Origin of the sequence: Mammaliicoccus sp. A-M4 (genome assembly GCF_022386955.1) — a bacterium.
GTDB classification, from domain to species: Bacteria; Bacillota; Bacilli; order Staphylococcales; family Staphylococcaceae; genus Mammaliicoccus; species Mammaliicoccus lentus.
In genome coordinates this window covers 159,568-175,749 of sequence record NZ_JAJNHH010000001.1, presented here as the reverse complement: position 1 = coordinate 175,749, position 16,182 = coordinate 159,568, and the positions used below count along the sequence as shown (strand labels likewise).

Sequence of the window (16,182 nt, the reverse complement as noted above, 5' to 3'; positions counted from 1 at the left end):
TCATCTAATTATTCTAATTATAGTGATTGTATAACTGATGAAGTTAGAAATAGTGTTAGTGTTTTAATTTCGACTAATACAGCAGCTACTGGTACTTTAACACAGGCAACAGTAGTTAAATTGTTAAAACAAGCTGGAAAATCAGCTATAAAAGGTAATATCTATGGAATTGCAGCTCAAATTACGTGGGCAGATGCTAACTGTTCCTATCATCATTCAAAAGTCGGTCAAGCTTTAGGTAGCTAGAATATAAAAAAAACGGTTTTATTTATCTTGATATAAGGAAGTGTAATTTCTGTGAATAATGAAGAATTAGAGTCTAGACTTTTATTGATCAAACAATCAATTGATGTTTTACAAGAAGAGTTAGCACCTAACTTAAAAACAAGAGATTTAGTCTTGCTACGTTATGGTTTAACTGTTTATGAAATAAAAAAGTTAGATAATTATTTATTTAATTTAATGATGGATGAGTGTGATCTTACAAAGAAAGATTTTAAAGAAAAGCTATGTCAAATAAGAGAAGTCCCAGAACTTCCAGACAGACAAGTTGATGATATTTTGGAAGGTTATAAAAATAGTGGGCTTTATATAGAATTGATAGATAATATTTTAAAAGATGGTAATTAATTTTAGGGCTTTGTACGATTTCGTACAAAGCCTTTTTTAAAACAAATGAAACGAATTTATTCTTGCTTTGATACTATGTAAACTACCCAGTGATAAGGGCGGTAATTTTTTACGTTATCATATACATAGAAAAAGTGCATATCTACAGAGTGTAATTGAAGTAAACTGTTACTGACGTTTGGTCTTTTTTATTTTCAAGCTATCTCCATAATACAATCCATATCTAAATACATAATACCTTTATCCTCGTAATTTATAACTTGTAACGAGTTCATCATCTTATCAAACTTGTGTATCTTACATTTAAATTCTTTAATATACCCGATATGCCAGTAGTTAATAATAGAAACTGGGTTATAAAACATTTTTTCTAACAGTACATGATGTAGGTCAGATTAACTTAATTCTCGTTTCTCAATCTTATTTTGATTATATAAGTGTTGATTAATTATTTCATATTGTTGTGCATAGTCTCAAATGGAGCCCACTTATTTATTCCACGTCCATTTGGTTTAGTAATGGGCTTATTGTTTTATACAAGTCATTTATGAGATTGCTCGCTTAATTATTAAAATGGCTATAATTATAACACTTGCACCGATTAGAAATTCTTTCTTTTCTTTTTTAGTTGTCTTGCGTACATTGATTTTTACTTTCATTGTTTTACTCACTGTTTGTCACCTCCGTATATATTAATAATATAACGTTAGTATGCAAACGCAACTAAATTAAGTGTTTTATTATTTGCCAGTGGATCATCCTTTGTACAAGATTACTATATATTCTAAACTTCAACTTCGTTTAATTGCTTTACATCTAATGTCCAATTAAATATATCATCTGCTTTGCCTGTTTGTATGTCCTTATATGCTTTATATAATTGTTGAGTAATGCGTGATTTTTGATTGCTATTAAGTATTATCTCGTTATTTAAGTGTGTAATTCTATTTACGGGTGTAATTGCATTTAATGTGTCTGTGCAGAATACTTCAGTTAAAATACCTTTGTCATTTGCTAATACGATATCTTCTATAGCTATTTCTTTTTCTGATACTTGATATCCGAGGTTATTGGCGAGTTTGATTATAGTTTGGCGCATAATTCCTGGTTTAATACTCCCATTTAATTTTGGAGTTACAATTTCATTATTGATTACGAAAAAGATGTTTTTGTTACTAACTTCTTCTATATATTTCTTTTCTATACCGTCTAACCATAGTACGTTATCATATCCTTTTTCTTGAGCTTGCTTTTGTGCTAAAAATTGTGAAGCAAAGCTGCCTCCAAATTGTGTGTAACCTGCGTCTCCTCTTATTGATTTTACAAGTTCTTGTTCCACATATAATGAAATAGCGTTTGGTAACGATTGATCTGATTGTTTTGGAATAGTTGAAACTATAATATTGAAATTATATTCTTCAGATTTGCTTACACCTAATTTACTTTCTGTAGCATACATAAAGGGACGTATGTATATTGAGTTTTCTTCATTAATGTTTATAGAGCTATCAACATTGAGTAATTGGATTAGGGTATTAATCACAGGTTCTACTGGAATGGTGGGCATTTCTAATCTTGTTAAAGAATGATTGAATTTATTTAAGTGATCATATGGTTTGAAAATGGAGAAGTTATTTTTATCATTAAAGGCTATCATATCTTCGAAAACTGTTTGACCGTAATGTAAACATTGCGCGCTAGGTGAAATTGTTATGGGGGCATAAGGTCTTATTACGGGTTTTGACCAACCTATATCTGAGTGATACGACATGTTGATCATATATTCGGAAAATTTATTATTCGATTCATCATTCATTGTTATTGCCTCCTAAAAAGTTTATGTAATGTTGAATAGTATATCAGCTACATTGACCTAATACAATACGTTATTTGAATATTCTGATAATTAATAAAATGATTTTATTCTTTATTTTATGAATATTTTTCATTATGATGATATACTTTTATTGTTATGAGTAATGGGAAGGGGTGAGCATAATGACAGTGGGTATTGTTTTTTTAATAATATTTTTATTGAGTTTTAAAATAGAATTTCGCCAATATAAAAATGTTTATTTTCTAGCTATTATTTTTATGTCGGTTTTAATCAGTATATTTGTGAACCTAATCATCCCAAGTTTTGAATTAAATATGAATGTGAATTACTTATTAATTCTTAATATGTTTTATGGTGTATTAGTTATTGTAGTTATGCTATTGTCACTTCTCAATACCAAAAAGAAAATTGCGAATGAAGGTAAATTTGTTAATAATATGCTCGTTTTAGGTTATGGTGTTTTTATTCTTATTAATTTCTTAATCATTAGTTTTAAGCCAGATTCAATTTTAAAATTTTATGAAGGTGTATGGATTGTATACGTATCACTAATATTCTATTACTTAAACATTATCTTCATATTTCAAAATCTTTATGCTTGGATCATAAGTGGGTTATCAAGAAAAAGAAAAAGTCATTTCATTATCGTTTTAGGAGCAGGCATTATAGAAGACAAAGTAACGCCATTACTTCAAGCAAGATTAGATAAAGCAATTAAAATAAAAAAGAAAAATTTAGATGCGGTGTTTATAGTAAGTGGAGGCCAAGGACCAGACGAAATTGTAAGTGAAGCAGAAGCTATGCGTAAATATTTGTTGAGTCAAGGGGTATCAAATAAAGATATTATTATGGAAGAAAAATCTACAAATACTAAAGAGAACCTTATATATTCTTATGATATTATGAAAAAATATGAAGTAAATCCGTTTGCGATTATTGTTTCGAATTATTTTCATATATTGAGAGCTGGATTTTTATCAAAGCAATTAAAGATTGATGCTACTGTTTCAGGTGGTGTTTCAAAGACATACTTTTATCCTAACACGTATGTTAGAGAATTCATGGCTTTGTTGGTCATGTTTAAGAAGACACATATAATCGCATTTTTATTGATAACAGCTTATGTTATATCGTACGTATTAATACAATAAGAGGGTGTCGCCTCTAAGACGAAAGAAATTTTAACTAAACACGTTATATCTAAATTTTAATTGACGACTATAACAAAATAGCATCTCATTTCTAACTGAATAAATCAGTGAAATGAGATGCTATTTATTTTAAGTTAGGAATTATATTCCAGACTGTTTTTTATTTAAGGAGTCCAAATTACAACGTCTTCTCCAGATTGATTTTGTTGCTCGATATCTTTAAATCCATGATTTACAAAGAAATCTTTAGATTGGTTACGTGCAATACATTTAATCGGTAGGCCATAGCTTTTAGCATAGTCTAATAATTGCAATCCGTAACCTCTGTCTTGATAATCTTTTAACACTTCTAGTTTCCATAAAATTAAATAATCACTAAAGTTAGGGAAATAAGTCTTCTCAACTTCATCTTGCTTGAATAAGCACATTCGAGCTACTAATTTATCCCCAACATAAATGCCGAAAAATGGTGAATCTGAACTTGCATCTATAATTTTGCCTTTTAGTTCTTCTACCATATATAAACCTTCGTTACCGAAGTTTCGGAATTGTTCAAATGCTTCTTCTGTTTTGTAATTAATTTGTAAATGTTCTACTTTTGCCATGATAATCCCCCTTGCTCTTTTCTTAATTATACTTCATTTATAACAAATTTTAAATTATAAGCCGTTAGATTGTTTTATTTAGCTATAATCTTTATACTTATTATAGTAATCAATTCTGAAGGAGAAAGACACGTATGGACTGTATAAAGACGTTAATTGATAAACAAAATAGTTTCATAGATAGATACACTAATCAAAGTGAAGAAATACTGAATTTTTATGATTATAAGCCAGGCTTACAAGATGAATTCGTTAGACGAAGCGAGACATCTGCTAATGGTAGAGAAGAAACATTAGCACATGTTATAAGAAATTATATGTCTGATTTAACTTTATCAAAGGCTCAAGAAACTAATATTCAAAATTTAAGTAAAGGTCATAAAGTTGTAATTGGTGGTCAACAGGCGGGATTGTTTACAGGACCACTTTATACATTTCATAAAATCATTTCTATCATTATTTTAGCTAAAGAGCAAAGTCAAAAATTAAATCAACCTATCATACCAGTATTTTGGATTGCTGGGGAAGATCATGATTTTGATGAAGTGAATCATACATACGCGTATGACCGTATCACAAGACAGTTAAATAAAATCAAATATAATACTGTAGAACCACCAGAAAAAAGTGTTTCTGAATATGTATTTGACGAAGAGCTTATATTGAAAGCTTTAGATGATATGTTTAAATCTATTGGAGAAACAAAACATTCAAAAGATTTAAAATCGTTAATCACTCAAATAGTAAAGGATGCTCGTTCATGGAGTGATATGTTTAAATATTTAACACATGAAATTTTTAAAGAATACGGTTTATTAGTAATTGATGCTCATCACCCAAGATTAAGAGAAATGGAAAAACCATTCTTCAAACAAATTATAAATAATTATAAACAAGTTGATGAAGCCTTCAGAACAACGCAAAATAATTTTGCAGAAGTTATCAAAAATCGCATGATTTTGACTGATACGAATGTACATTTATTCTATGAGTATAATGACAAACGTCAATTAATAATGGCGGATGAAAATGCTTTTTATTTAAGTAAGGATTCTGAGGTTGTATTTAGTGAAGATGAATTGCTACAACTAATAGATAATTACCCAGAGAGATTTTCTAATAATGTGGTAACAAGACCTCTTATGGAAGAATATTTATTTAATACTTTAAGCTTTATTGGTGGTCCAAGCGAAATAATCTATTGGGGAGAGTTAAAAGGTGTATTCAACGTATTAAATATTGAAATGCCAATTGTAACACCTAGAATGCGTATAAGTTATTTAACTCAAGAAGCGAAAAAAGCTATAGAATCATATGAACTAGATATAAATGATATTTTAATAGAGGGCGTACAAAGTGATAAAGATAAGTTTATACGTGCTCAAGCATCTGATGAAGTATTAAGAGAAATTGAAAAAATGAAAGATATACAAACATCATTCCACCATAAATTAATTGATGAAATCGGTGATGAATATCAAAATAGACAATTAATAGAAAAAAACAACAAAATTCATCAACATCAGTATCAGTACTTATTAGATCGATATTTACTGAATGTTGAAAGAGAAAACGAAATTAGTATGAGACATTTTGAAATAATAGAAAATACGTTACACCCTCACCAAGGTTTGCAAGAAAGAGTGTGGAATCCGGTACAAATTATGAATCAATTTGGGACAGATGTGTTCAGTCCCTCCACCTATCCACCACTTTGTTACACTTTCGAGCATATAACAATAGAAGTATAGAAATATCAAGGGTTACACCGAATTTACAGACTTGTAAATTCGGTGTTTTTTTTATGTATTGTACAAATTTTGAGAAAACTTGTATAAATAGTGGAGGATTGTGGGGGAATGTGGTAAATTATAAATAAGGTGAGGTGAAATAAAATGTTCATGGGTGAATATCAACATCAATTAGATACTAAAGGACGTATGATTGTACCTTCGAAATTTAGATATGATTTGAATGAACGTTTTATTATCACTAGAGGCCTAGATAAATGTCTGTTTGGTTATACACTTGAAGAGTGGGCACGCATCGAAGAAAAATTAAAAAACTTACCTATTACAAAAAAAGATGCACGTAAATTTATGAGAATGTTTTTCTCAGGTGCTGTTGAAGTTGAATTAGACAAACAAGGACGTATTAACATCCCGCAGAATTTAAGAACGTATGCAAATTTAAGTAAAGAATGTACAGTAATTGGTGTTTCTAACAGAATTGAAATCTGGGATAGAAACACTTGGAATGATTTTTATGATGAATCTGAAGACAATTTTGAGGACATTGCAGAAGATCTCATCGATATTGATTTTTAGGAGTGGAGTAAATGTTTCATCACGTATCAGTACTATTAAGAGAAACAGTAGACAAATTAGACATAAAACCCGATGGTACATACGTAGATTGTACATTAGGTGGAGCTGGGCATAGTTTATACCTAGCCGAACAATTGAATGATGATGGTCATCTAATTGCAATCGATCAAGATGAGACGGCTATTCAACATGCTAAAAATATTTTGAAGGATCATATCCATAAAGTAACCTTTGTACAAGACAACTTTAGAAATTTAGAACATATATTAGAATCATTAGATATAAGCAAAGTAGATGGTGTGCTTTATGACTTGGGCGTTTCAAGTCCGCAACTTGATACTCCTGAAAGAGGTTTTAGTTATCATTATGATGCAAAGCTTGATATGAGAATGGACCAAACTCAATCACTATCTGCATATGAAGTGATAAACGAATGGCCGTATGAGCAACTTGTTAAAACATTTTTTAGATATGGTGAAGAGAAGTTCTCTAAACAAATAGCTAGAAAGATTGAAGCAAGACGAGAAAATGCTCCTATAGAAACGACTTTCGAACTAGTGGATTTGATAAAAGAAGGAATCCCAGCTGCTAAGCGTAGAAAAGGCGGACACCCAGCTAAAAGAGTGTTCCAAGCTGTGAGAATTGCAGTGAATGATGAGCTAGGAGCCTTTGAAGAATCTATTGAAGCAGCTATACAACATGTCAAAGTTGGTGGGAGGATTTCCGTTATCACTTTCCATTCTTTAGAAGATCGTTTGTGTAAACAAGTATTTCAAGAGTATGAAAAAGGGCCGGATGTCCCAAGAGGATTACCAGTTGTACCTGAGGAATACCAACCTAAACTCAAAAGAGTTAACAGAAAGCCTATTATTTCTGATGACGAGGAACTTGAAGAAAATAACCGAGCAAGAAGTGCGAAGCTAAGAGTAGCAGAAATCTTAAAGTAGTTAGAGGAGTGGCAATTGAATGGCAGTAGAGAGAATATATCCAAATTATAGACCTGACGAGTGGCAAGAGCCACAAGTCGAACCGCAAAGAAAAAAAGTTACCAAAAGTAAAATAGTTGGCATATCAAGGATAGAAAAGTTTGTATACATAACACTAATAACTATGATTGCGTTGATAAGTATTTATATGCTATCTTTAAAAATGGATGCGTACAATAATAAAACTCAAATTGCAGAATTAGATAATAAAATTGAAGAGCAAAAAACTACTAATGGTGATTTGAAAACAGAATCTATGAAGCAGTCATCATATGAACGTATCTACGAAAAAGCTGAAGACTATGGTCTTAAGTTGAATAACAACAATGTAAAGGTAGTGCGTAGTGATGCCAAAAATTAAAATAAAGAAAAATAAAATAGGAGCAGTCCTCTTAGTAAGTTTTTTCGGACTGCTCTTTTTTATATTGGTCTTAAGATATTCCTACCTCATGATCAGCGGACAAGCTGCTGGAGAGGATTTAGCATATAGAGCAAGTGAAAAATATTTAAGACAAACAGTTGCTCAACCTGAAAGAGGTAAAATTTATGACAGAAATGGAAAAGTGTTAGCAGAAGACACGGATAGTTATAAATTGGTCGCTATTCTAGATAAAAAAATGAGTAAAGATAGTGATAAACCGAGGCACGTAAAAGATAAAGAGAAAACAGCAAAAGAACTTTCGAAAATCTTAAAAATGGATGAAAAAGATGTATTAAAAAGGTTGAAAACTAAAAATGCTTTCCAAGTTGAATTTGGTCAAAAAGGAAAAGATTTAACTTATAAGCAAAAAACAGATATTGAGAAATTAAAACTTCCAGGTATTACTTTTGAAACCGAAAAGAAACGATTTTATCCAAATGGCAATTTTGCATCCCATCTTATAGGATTAGCTGATAAAGATCAGGAAACTAATAAGTTAACAGGTGTATATGGTGCTGAAAAAGTCTTTGATAGTTATCTAAAAGGTAAGACAGGTAAAAATTCTTATAAACAAGATATTTGGGGCATGTTAGTACCAAACTCAGAAGATAATATTGAAGCTAAAAATGGTGACGATGTACATCTAACATTAGATTCGAATATCCAAGTATTTGTTGAGAATGCATTAGATAAAATGGTTGATCGTTATGAACCAGAAGATTTATTTGCAGTTGTTATGGATGCTAAATCAGGTGAAATATTAGGCTATAGTCAACGACCGACATTTAATCCAGATACAAAAGAAGACTTTGGTAAAAAATGGGCGAATGATTTATATCAAAATACATATGAACCTGGTTCGACATTTAAAACGTACGGACTAGCTGCTGCAATTGAAGAAGGCAAATTCGAACCTAATAAAAAATTCAAAACAGGTCATAGAGAAATTGACGGATTTAAAATTTATGACTGGAACGATGATGGCTGGGGTAATATACCTATGACAACTGGATTCACATATTCAGCAAACACTTTAATGATGAAATTACAAGATTTAGTTGGTGCAGATAAAGCGAAAACTTATTATGAAAAATTCGGTTTTGGTAAGAAAACAGGAAGTTTATTCGATAGCGAAGCTCCTGGTAACATTGCATTTGATAATGAACTTCAAAGAAAAACATCTTCGTTTGGACAATCTACAACTGTAACGCCAATTCAAATGTTACAGGCAGAAACTGCGATTTTAAATCAAGGTAATATGTTACAACCATATTATGTTCAATCAATAAAAAATCAACAAACTAAAGAAACGATTAAAGAAGGTAAGAAAAAAGTAGTAGGTAATCCAATTTCAAAAGATACAGCTCAGAAAACGATGACTGAATTGGATAAAGTGGTAAATAGTAAAGACAGTAATGCAACCAATTACAAAATTGATGGATATCGTGTTGCTGGTAAGACAGGTACTGCACAAGTTCCTGACACTAAAGGTGGCGGATACGTAGATGGGGCTAATCCTTACTTTGTAAGTTTTATGGGGTATGCACCAGCTAAAGATCCAGAAGTAGTAGTTTATGCAGGTATGTCGCTAGCTAAGAAACGAGACTTAGAAGCTTATGAATATGGTGTTTCTCGTGGCTTTAATCCAATAATGGAGAATACATTGAAATATTTAGATGTAGAAGAAAGTGAAGGAAAAGAGAAAAATGACTCTTCAAAAGTTCCAGATGTTGTTAATATGGAAACTAAAAAGGCTACAGACATTGTAAAAGGTAAGAAATTAGAACCTGTCGTTATCGGTAATGGAGAAAAAATAATAAAACAATTACCACTAAAAGATAAAAGCGTACAAGATAAAGAAAGAGTATTACTTGTGACAGATGGCGAACTAACAATGCCTAATACTGAAAAATGGACAAAACGTGATATATTAAAACTTCAAGAAGCGACTGGTATTAAAGCTGAAACAGAAGGTTCTGGTTATGTTAAAGAACAATCAGTAGATGAAAATCAAAAAATTAAATCAGGCACTGAAGTTAAATTTACGTTGTCTAATAATCATCCAAATGGAGATGATTCAATAGGGCAAGTACCAGAAGAAGATACAAGTGAAAAAGATAAAGAAGATAAAGAGAAAGATAATAAAGATAATAAAGATAAAAAAGAAGAGAAATCGAATGATTCTAAAGAATCAGATGATTCCTGATAAATAAACAAAAGAAAAGGTGAACTATTATGAATTTTACGCTACCTGTCATTGCGTTTTTATTGACTTTGATTCTTGTACCAATACTTATCCCCACACTTAAAAAACTTAAGTTTGGGCAGAGTATAAGAGAAGAGGGTCCTCAAAGTCATATGAAAAAAACAGGCACACCAACAATGGGCGGATTGACATTTTTACTTTCTACCATTGTAGTGACGGTTATTGCATTATTTTTCGCTGACCAAATCGGACCACTAATTTTATTATTATTTGTCACAATAGGCTTTGGACTGATTGGTTTTATAGACGATTATATAATTGTCGTTAAAAAAAATAACCAAGGCTTAACGAGTAAACAGAAGTTTTTAGCTCAAATTGCAATAGCTGTAATATTTTATATTGTCAGTGTTGCGTTACCAAATTATCAATTTGAGTCAGCGATTAATATACCGTTTACTGATTGGTCATTACCGTTATCAGTATTCTATATCGTGTTTATTATATTTTGGCAAGTAGGATTTAGTAATGCTGTTAACTTAACTGATGGGTTAGATGGCTTATCGACTGGGCTATCTGTTATAGCATTTGCATTTTATGCAATATTGTCATTTGTTTTAGATAAACCAGAAATAGGGTTATTCTGTTTAGTGATGTTAGCTAGTTTAATTGGATTCTTAATTTATAATAAGTATCCAGCAAAAGTATTTATGGGTGACACAGGTAGCTTGGCATTAGGCGGTATCTTTGCAACTATTTCTATTATGTTAAATCAAGAAATTACTTTATTATTGATCGGTTTTGTATTCGTTATTGAAACTTTATCTGTAATGCTACAAGTAACTTCGTATAAACTTACTGGGAAAAGAATATTTAAAATGAGTCCATTGCACCATCATTTTGAATTAGTAGGTTGGAGTGAATGGAAAGTTGTATTAGTATTTTGGGCTACTGGTATCATTACAGGGGCTATAGGTCTATGGATTGGAGTGATGTAAAGTGAAGCCATATACTGGATTGAAAGATAAGAACGTCTTGATTTTAGGGTTAGCAAAAAGTGGATATGAAAGTGCTAAGCTTTGTAAGAAACTAGGTGCAAACGTTATAGTAAATGATGGACAAGATTTAACGAACAATCCACATGCATTGGAGCTTGTAAATGATGGGATTAAAGTTATTAGTGGTGAACATCCACTGAGTTTATTGGATGATAATCCATTAATCGTTAAAAACCCTGGTATCCCATATAAAATTCCTTTATTACAAGAGGCATTAAATAAAAATTTAAAAATCATAACGGAAATTGAGTTAAGTTATTATATTTCTGAAGCGCCTATAATTGGTATCACAGGAACAAACGGGAAAACTACAGTTACTTCACTAATTGGTGATATGTTTGGAAACAGCAAAGTGAAAGGCCAAGTATCGGGCAATATAGGTGTTGTAGCATCGAAAGTAGCACAAGATGTGACGAAAGATGATTACCTAATTACTGAGTTATCGTCATTCCAACTTCTAGGAACGGTTGAATACAGGCCTCATATTGCAATTGTTACAAATATTTATTCAGCTCACTTAGATTATCATGGTTCATTAGAAGAGTATCAAAATGCTAAAAAGAATATATTTAAAAATCAAACTGAAGATGATTATCTAATATTTAATTATGAACAAAGACATCTTATTGACAAAGATGAAATTAAATCAAAGATTTTATATTTTTCAACAGAACAAGAGGTAAACGGGATATACATCAAAGACGATTATGTAGTATATAATGGTGTGCGTATTATTAACACGAATGACATCGTATTACCTGGTAAGCATAATTTAGAAAATGTATTAGTAGCAGTTCTCGCTTCTATTATATCCGGAGTAGATATCAAGTCTATAGTTCATACCCTTACTACATTCTCTGGGATAAAACATAGACTACAGTACATAGGAACGAACAGAGGTAATAAATATTACAATGATTCGAAAGCTACAAATACATTAGCAACAAGATTTGCGTTAAGCTCATTTAATTCACCAATTATTTGGTTATGTGGGGGATTAGATAGAGGTAATGATTTCGACGATTTAATTCCTTATATGGATAAAGTTAGATTAATGGTCACTTTTGGTGAAACAAAAGGTAAATTAAAAACTTTAGGTGCAAGTCAAGGTAAAGAAGTACTAGAAGCTAAAGATGTTAAAGGTGCTGTTGATTTAATACAAGATCATATTCAATCTAATGATGTTGTATTATTATCTCCCGCATGCGCAAGTTGGGATCAATACGATACATTTGAAGCACGTGGAGATGAATTTATTGAGAGTTTCCAAAAACATTTACCTTCATTCTAGAAAAATGGTTATAAGGAGTGACAACAGTGAGTAAGAGTTCTGATAAAAATGAAGATATTTTACAATTTGAAACGGCTACAGAAGATAAACACCTTAAAAGTCTAAAAACAAAAAGAAAGCGTAGACGACAAATTCAATTAGGCGTATTCATTGGTGTTATACTCCTTGTCTTGTTAGTAGTTTTATATATGTTTACGGATATCAGTAAAGTAGATAAAGTAGAAATTAATGGTGAAAAGCTTGTTGCTAAAAAAGATATCGAAAAAGCATTAAATATAAAATCTGATTCTAGAATTTATAATTTGCCAATGAGAGAAATGAAATCTAAGATTGAAAAAATCGAAGGTATTAAAAATGTTGAAATAAAGCGTCGTTTTCCTAATGATTTAATCGTAAATGTTAAAGAATATGAAACAATAGGCTTAATCAAAAATAAAAAAGGGTATGAACCACTATTGGAAAACGGTTCTACTATCAAAAAATTATCAACAGATTTACCAATCGATGTTCCGATTTTAAATGACTTCACTTCTAAAAAATTAAACAAAATTGTACCAGAGTTAAAGAAAGTAAAACCTAAAGTAAAATCAATGATTTCAGAAATTAATTATAAACCAGGTGAAAATAATCAAAATAGAATCCAAATGTTTATGACAGATAATGTAGAAGTTGTTGGAGATATTCAAACTTTTGCAAATAAAATTAACTATTATCCTAGCATATCTGATAAATTAGAGAGAGATAATACTGGAGAATTAAAAACACCAGGTTTTGTTGATTTACAAGTCGGTGCTACATTCTTACCATATGAATCTAAAGAACAACAAAAAGAGCGTGCAAATAAGGAAAGTGAACAAGAAGAAAATACAAAATCTGAGCAACAAAAGTTAGATCAAGCATTACAAGATTTATCAAAAGAACTAGAAAAATCTGATGAAGAACCAAAATCAACAGAAAAATCATCAGATTAACTAAAAATTCAACAAATAAACCTATTATTAGTTCACATTAAAACATCAATCATGTAAACTAAGAATAGTGTAAATTAGATTATCATGTCTTAGAGGAGGTGCCTATCGATGGAGGAACATTATTATATTAGTTTAGATATAGGTTCATCGAGTGTAAAAGTAATTGTAGGAGAAAAATTTCATAATGGCATTAACGTGATAGGTACAGGGCAAACGTTTACAAATGGAATAAGAAATGGTTGTATAGATGATTTTGATATTGCTAAGCAAGCAATTAAAGATACAATCAAAAAAGCGGCGATTGCTTCTGGAGTAGACATTAAAGAAGTTTTCTTAAAAATGCCTATCGTAAATACGGAAATATATGATGAAAAATATGAAATACCATTTGAAGGAACGGAAACAGAGATTGATGGTGCTCACATAGAATCTGTCTTAGAAGGCATAAGAGGATTGAATGACGTACCTGAAACCGAAGTTGTTGGGGTATTCCCAATGAAATTCATAGTAGATGATTTGCATGAAGTTTCAGACCCTAAAGAAATGGTTGCTACACAATCATTGAAGGTTGAAGCTGGTGTGATTGCAACATCTAAATCACTTTTAATCAATATAATTAAATGTGTAGAATCATGTGGTGTAGATGTATTAGAAGTATTCTCAGATGCTTATAATTATCAGTCAATCTTATCGCCAACAGAAGTTGAGTTAGGCGCTTGTGTCATTGATATAGGTGAAGATTTAACTCAAGTAGGTTTCTATGAACGAGGCAATCTTGTTGATGCGGATACAATTGAAATGGCAGGAAGAAGCATTACAACAGATATTGCTAAAGCATTAAATACTACATATGACAACGCTGAAAAAATCAAACAACAATATGGTCATTCATTCTATGACTCAGCATCTGATCAAGATGTTTTCAGTGTTGAGCAAATCAATGAAGAAGGTCACGCACAATTTACTCAAAAAGAATTAAGTGAAATTATTGAATCAAGAATGGAAGAAATTTTCTTCGATGTTTTTGATTTATTACAAGATATGGGTATTACAAATGTTAACGGTGGATTTATCGTAACTGGCGGTACTTCAAATCTATTAGGAATTAAAGAATTATTACAAGATATGGTGAACGAAAAAGTACGTATACACACACCATCTCAAATGGGAATTCGCAAACCAGAATTTACGTCAAGTATCTCTACCATATCTAGTGGAATTGTCTTTGATGAGCTACTAGATTATGTTACAATGAATAATTATGATGCGGATACAATTGAAGAAGAAACTTATGATGAAGTAAATCAAGAATCTAAAGCAAAACCTTATGAACAATGGTTTAAGAAAAAACAAAACAAAGACAAAAATAATGATACAAAAGCTTCAAGTTCTGGTAACGACAATCACTCCGAAGCTGATTATGATTCGGATAGTCAAGAAGAGAAGCCAAGTGTATTCAAGAAATTAATGAAATCGTTATTTGATTGATGGGTCATAAAGATTAGGAGGATAATAAATGTTAGAATTTGAGCAAGGATTTAATCATTTAGCTACTTTAAAAGTAATTGGTGTTGGTGGCGGCGGTAACAACGCTGTAAACCGTATGATAGACCATGGTATGAATAATGTAGAATTTATTTCTATTAACACAGATGGTCAAGCGTTAAACTTATCTAAAGCGTCATCAAAAATTCAAATTGGTGAAAAATTAACTCGTGGTTTAGGAGCAGGTGCTAACCCAGAAATTGGTAAAAAAGCTGCTGAAGAATCTCGTGAACAAATAGAAGATGCTATTCAAGGTGCAGATATGGTATTCGTAACTGCAGGTATGGGTGGCGGAACTGGTACAGGTGCTGCACCAGTTGTTGCTAAAATTGCTAAAGAAATGGGTGCATTAACAGTTGGTGTTGTTACTCGTCCATTTAGCTTTGAAGGTCGCAAACGTCAAACACAAGCTGCAGCTGGCGTAGAATCTATGAAAGCTTCAGTAGACACTTTAATCGTTATTCCTAACGATCGTTTATTAGATATTGTAGATAAATCTACACCTATGATGGAAGCTTTCAAAGAAGCAGACAATGTATTACGTCAAGGTGTACAAGGTATCTCTGATTTAATCGCTGTTTCTGGTGAAGTAAACTTAGACTTTGCAGACGTAAAAACGATTATGTCTAACCAAGGTTCAGCATTAATGGGTATCGGTGTTTCTTCTGGTGAAAATAGAGCAATTGAAGCGGCTAAGAAAGCAATTTCTTCTCCATTATTAGAAACATCTATCGTAGGCGCTCAAGGTGTCCTTATGAACATTACGGGTGGAGAATCACTATCTCTATTCGAAGCACAAGAAGCTGCTGATATCGTTCAAGATGCTGCTGACGAAGATGTTAACATGATATTTGGTACAGTTATTAATCCTGAATTACAAGACGAATTAGTCGTTACAGTAATTGCAACAGGTTTTAATGATAAACCTTCTAGTGCGCGCAAACCTCAAGGTGGCGGAGCATTTGGTGGAACTACAGAAGCACCTTCCAAAAGAGATGAAGGAGAGTCACTAGATAGAAAAGCTTCATTTGAAAGTAAACCTGCTGCAAATGAATCAACTGATGATAGTGATATTCCAAGTTTCATTCGAAATAGAGAAGATAGACGTTCTAGACGCTCTAGACGATAAATGAACTTTAAAAGTCATCAGGCATATG

16 protein-coding genes are annotated in these 16,182 nt (G+C 31.5%); 12 read left to right on the top strand and 4 right to left on the bottom strand.

Annotated features, from left to right (window positions below; translation table 11 throughout):
• Positions 1–297 precede the first annotated feature (297 nt).
• Entirely contained in the window at positions 298–630 is a 333-nt protein-coding gene (locus LQ682_RS00935) for a 14-3-3 family protein (RefSeq protein WP_239723714.1), read from the top strand.
• 194 nt (positions 631–824) lie between these two features.
• Here the strand turns inward: LQ682_RS00935 and LQ682_RS14265 are convergent, their stop codons facing one another.
• From LQ682_RS14265 to ilvE, 3 genes are all read right to left on the bottom strand, one after another.
• The gene (locus LQ682_RS14265; protein ID WP_147640602.1) at positions 825–995 is read right to left on the bottom strand and encodes a hypothetical protein; all 171 of its coding nucleotides are present in this window, start codon (positions 993–995) and stop codon (positions 825–827) included.
• A gap of 180 nt (positions 996–1,175) precedes the next feature.
• Positions 1,176–1,301, bottom strand: coding sequence for a hypothetical protein (locus tag LQ682_RS14110; RefSeq protein ID WP_261797321.1), 126 nt, complete (start codon positions 1,299–1,301; stop codon positions 1,176–1,178).
• 113 nt (positions 1,302–1,414) lie between these two features.
• Complete coding sequence (gene ilvE / locus LQ682_RS00930; protein ID WP_239723713.1) at positions 1,415–2,446, bottom strand: branched-chain-amino-acid transaminase; 1,032 nt, start codon at positions 2,444–2,446, stop codon at positions 1,415–1,417.
• A 182-nt stretch (positions 2,447–2,628) separates the two neighbouring features.
• Between ilvE and LQ682_RS00925 the strand changes: the two genes are divergently transcribed.
• Positions 2,629–3,618, top strand: a complete 990-nt coding sequence (locus LQ682_RS00925) for a YdcF family protein (RefSeq protein ID WP_239723712.1) — start codon at positions 2,629–2,631, stop codon at positions 3,616–3,618.
• Between the two features lie 164 nt (positions 3,619–3,782).
• Here the strand turns inward: LQ682_RS00925 and LQ682_RS00920 are convergent, their stop codons facing one another.
• A complete protein-coding gene (locus LQ682_RS00920) occupies positions 3,783–4,223 on the bottom strand; it encodes an N-acetyltransferase (RefSeq protein WP_017000538.1) in 441 nt (146 codons plus the stop codon).
• A 134-nt stretch (positions 4,224–4,357) separates the two neighbouring features.
• On the opposite strand from LQ682_RS00920, the gene bshC reads away from it, so the two are divergent.
• The 10 genes from bshC to ftsZ all read left to right on the top strand — a co-directional run bounded on the left by bshC (position 4,358) and on the right by ftsZ (position 16,154).
• Positions 4,358–5,974, top strand: a complete 1,617-nt coding sequence (gene bshC, locus LQ682_RS00915) for a bacillithiol biosynthesis cysteine-adding enzyme BshC (protein WP_239723711.1) — start codon at positions 4,358–4,360, stop codon at positions 5,972–5,974.
• A 144-nt stretch (positions 5,975–6,118) separates the two neighbouring features.
• The gene (gene mraZ, locus LQ682_RS00910) at positions 6,119–6,550 is read left to right on the top strand and encodes a division/cell wall cluster transcriptional repressor MraZ (protein WP_017000540.1); all 432 of its coding nucleotides are present in this window, start codon (positions 6,119–6,121) and stop codon (positions 6,548–6,550) included.
• 11 nt (positions 6,551–6,561) lie between these two features.
• The gene (gene rsmH, locus LQ682_RS00905; protein ID WP_017000541.1) at positions 6,562–7,497 is read left to right on the top strand and encodes a 16S rRNA (cytosine(1402)-N(4))-methyltransferase RsmH; all 936 of its coding nucleotides are present in this window, start codon (positions 6,562–6,564) and stop codon (positions 7,495–7,497) included.
• Positions 7,498–7,516: 19 nt separating this feature from the next.
• Positions 7,517–7,897, top strand: coding sequence for a cell division protein FtsL (gene ftsL, locus LQ682_RS00900; RefSeq protein WP_239723710.1), 381 nt, complete (start codon positions 7,517–7,519; stop codon positions 7,895–7,897).
• Positions 7,884–10,163, top strand: coding sequence for a penicillin-binding protein (locus tag LQ682_RS00895; protein ID WP_239723709.1), 2,280 nt, complete (start codon positions 7,884–7,886; stop codon positions 10,161–10,163). Before ftsL ends, LQ682_RS00895 begins: the two co-directional genes overlap by 14 nt.
• A 29-nt stretch (positions 10,164–10,192) precedes the next feature.
• Positions 10,193–11,158, top strand: coding sequence for a phospho-N-acetylmuramoyl-pentapeptide-transferase (gene mraY / locus LQ682_RS00890; protein WP_017000545.1), 966 nt, complete (start codon positions 10,193–10,195; stop codon positions 11,156–11,158).
• A gap of 1 nt (position 11,159) precedes the next feature.
• Positions 11,160–12,509, top strand: a complete 1,350-nt coding sequence (murD, locus tag LQ682_RS00885; RefSeq protein ID WP_239723708.1) for a UDP-N-acetylmuramoyl-L-alanine--D-glutamate ligase — start codon at positions 11,160–11,162, stop codon at positions 12,507–12,509.
• A 26-nt stretch (positions 12,510–12,535) separates the two neighbouring features.
• The gene (locus LQ682_RS00880; protein ID WP_239723707.1) at positions 12,536–13,480 is read left to right on the top strand and encodes a cell division protein FtsQ/DivIB; all 945 of its coding nucleotides are present in this window, start codon (positions 12,536–12,538) and stop codon (positions 13,478–13,480) included.
• A 108-nt stretch (positions 13,481–13,588) separates the two neighbouring features.
• A complete protein-coding gene (gene ftsA, locus LQ682_RS00875) occupies positions 13,589–14,968 on the top strand; it encodes a cell division protein FtsA (RefSeq protein ID WP_017000548.1) in 1,380 nt (459 codons plus the stop codon).
• Between the two features lie 28 nt (positions 14,969–14,996).
• A complete protein-coding gene (ftsZ, locus tag LQ682_RS00870) occupies positions 14,997–16,154 on the top strand; it encodes a cell division protein FtsZ (RefSeq protein WP_017000549.1) in 1,158 nt (385 codons plus the stop codon).
• Positions 16,155–16,182 lie beyond the last annotated feature (28 nt).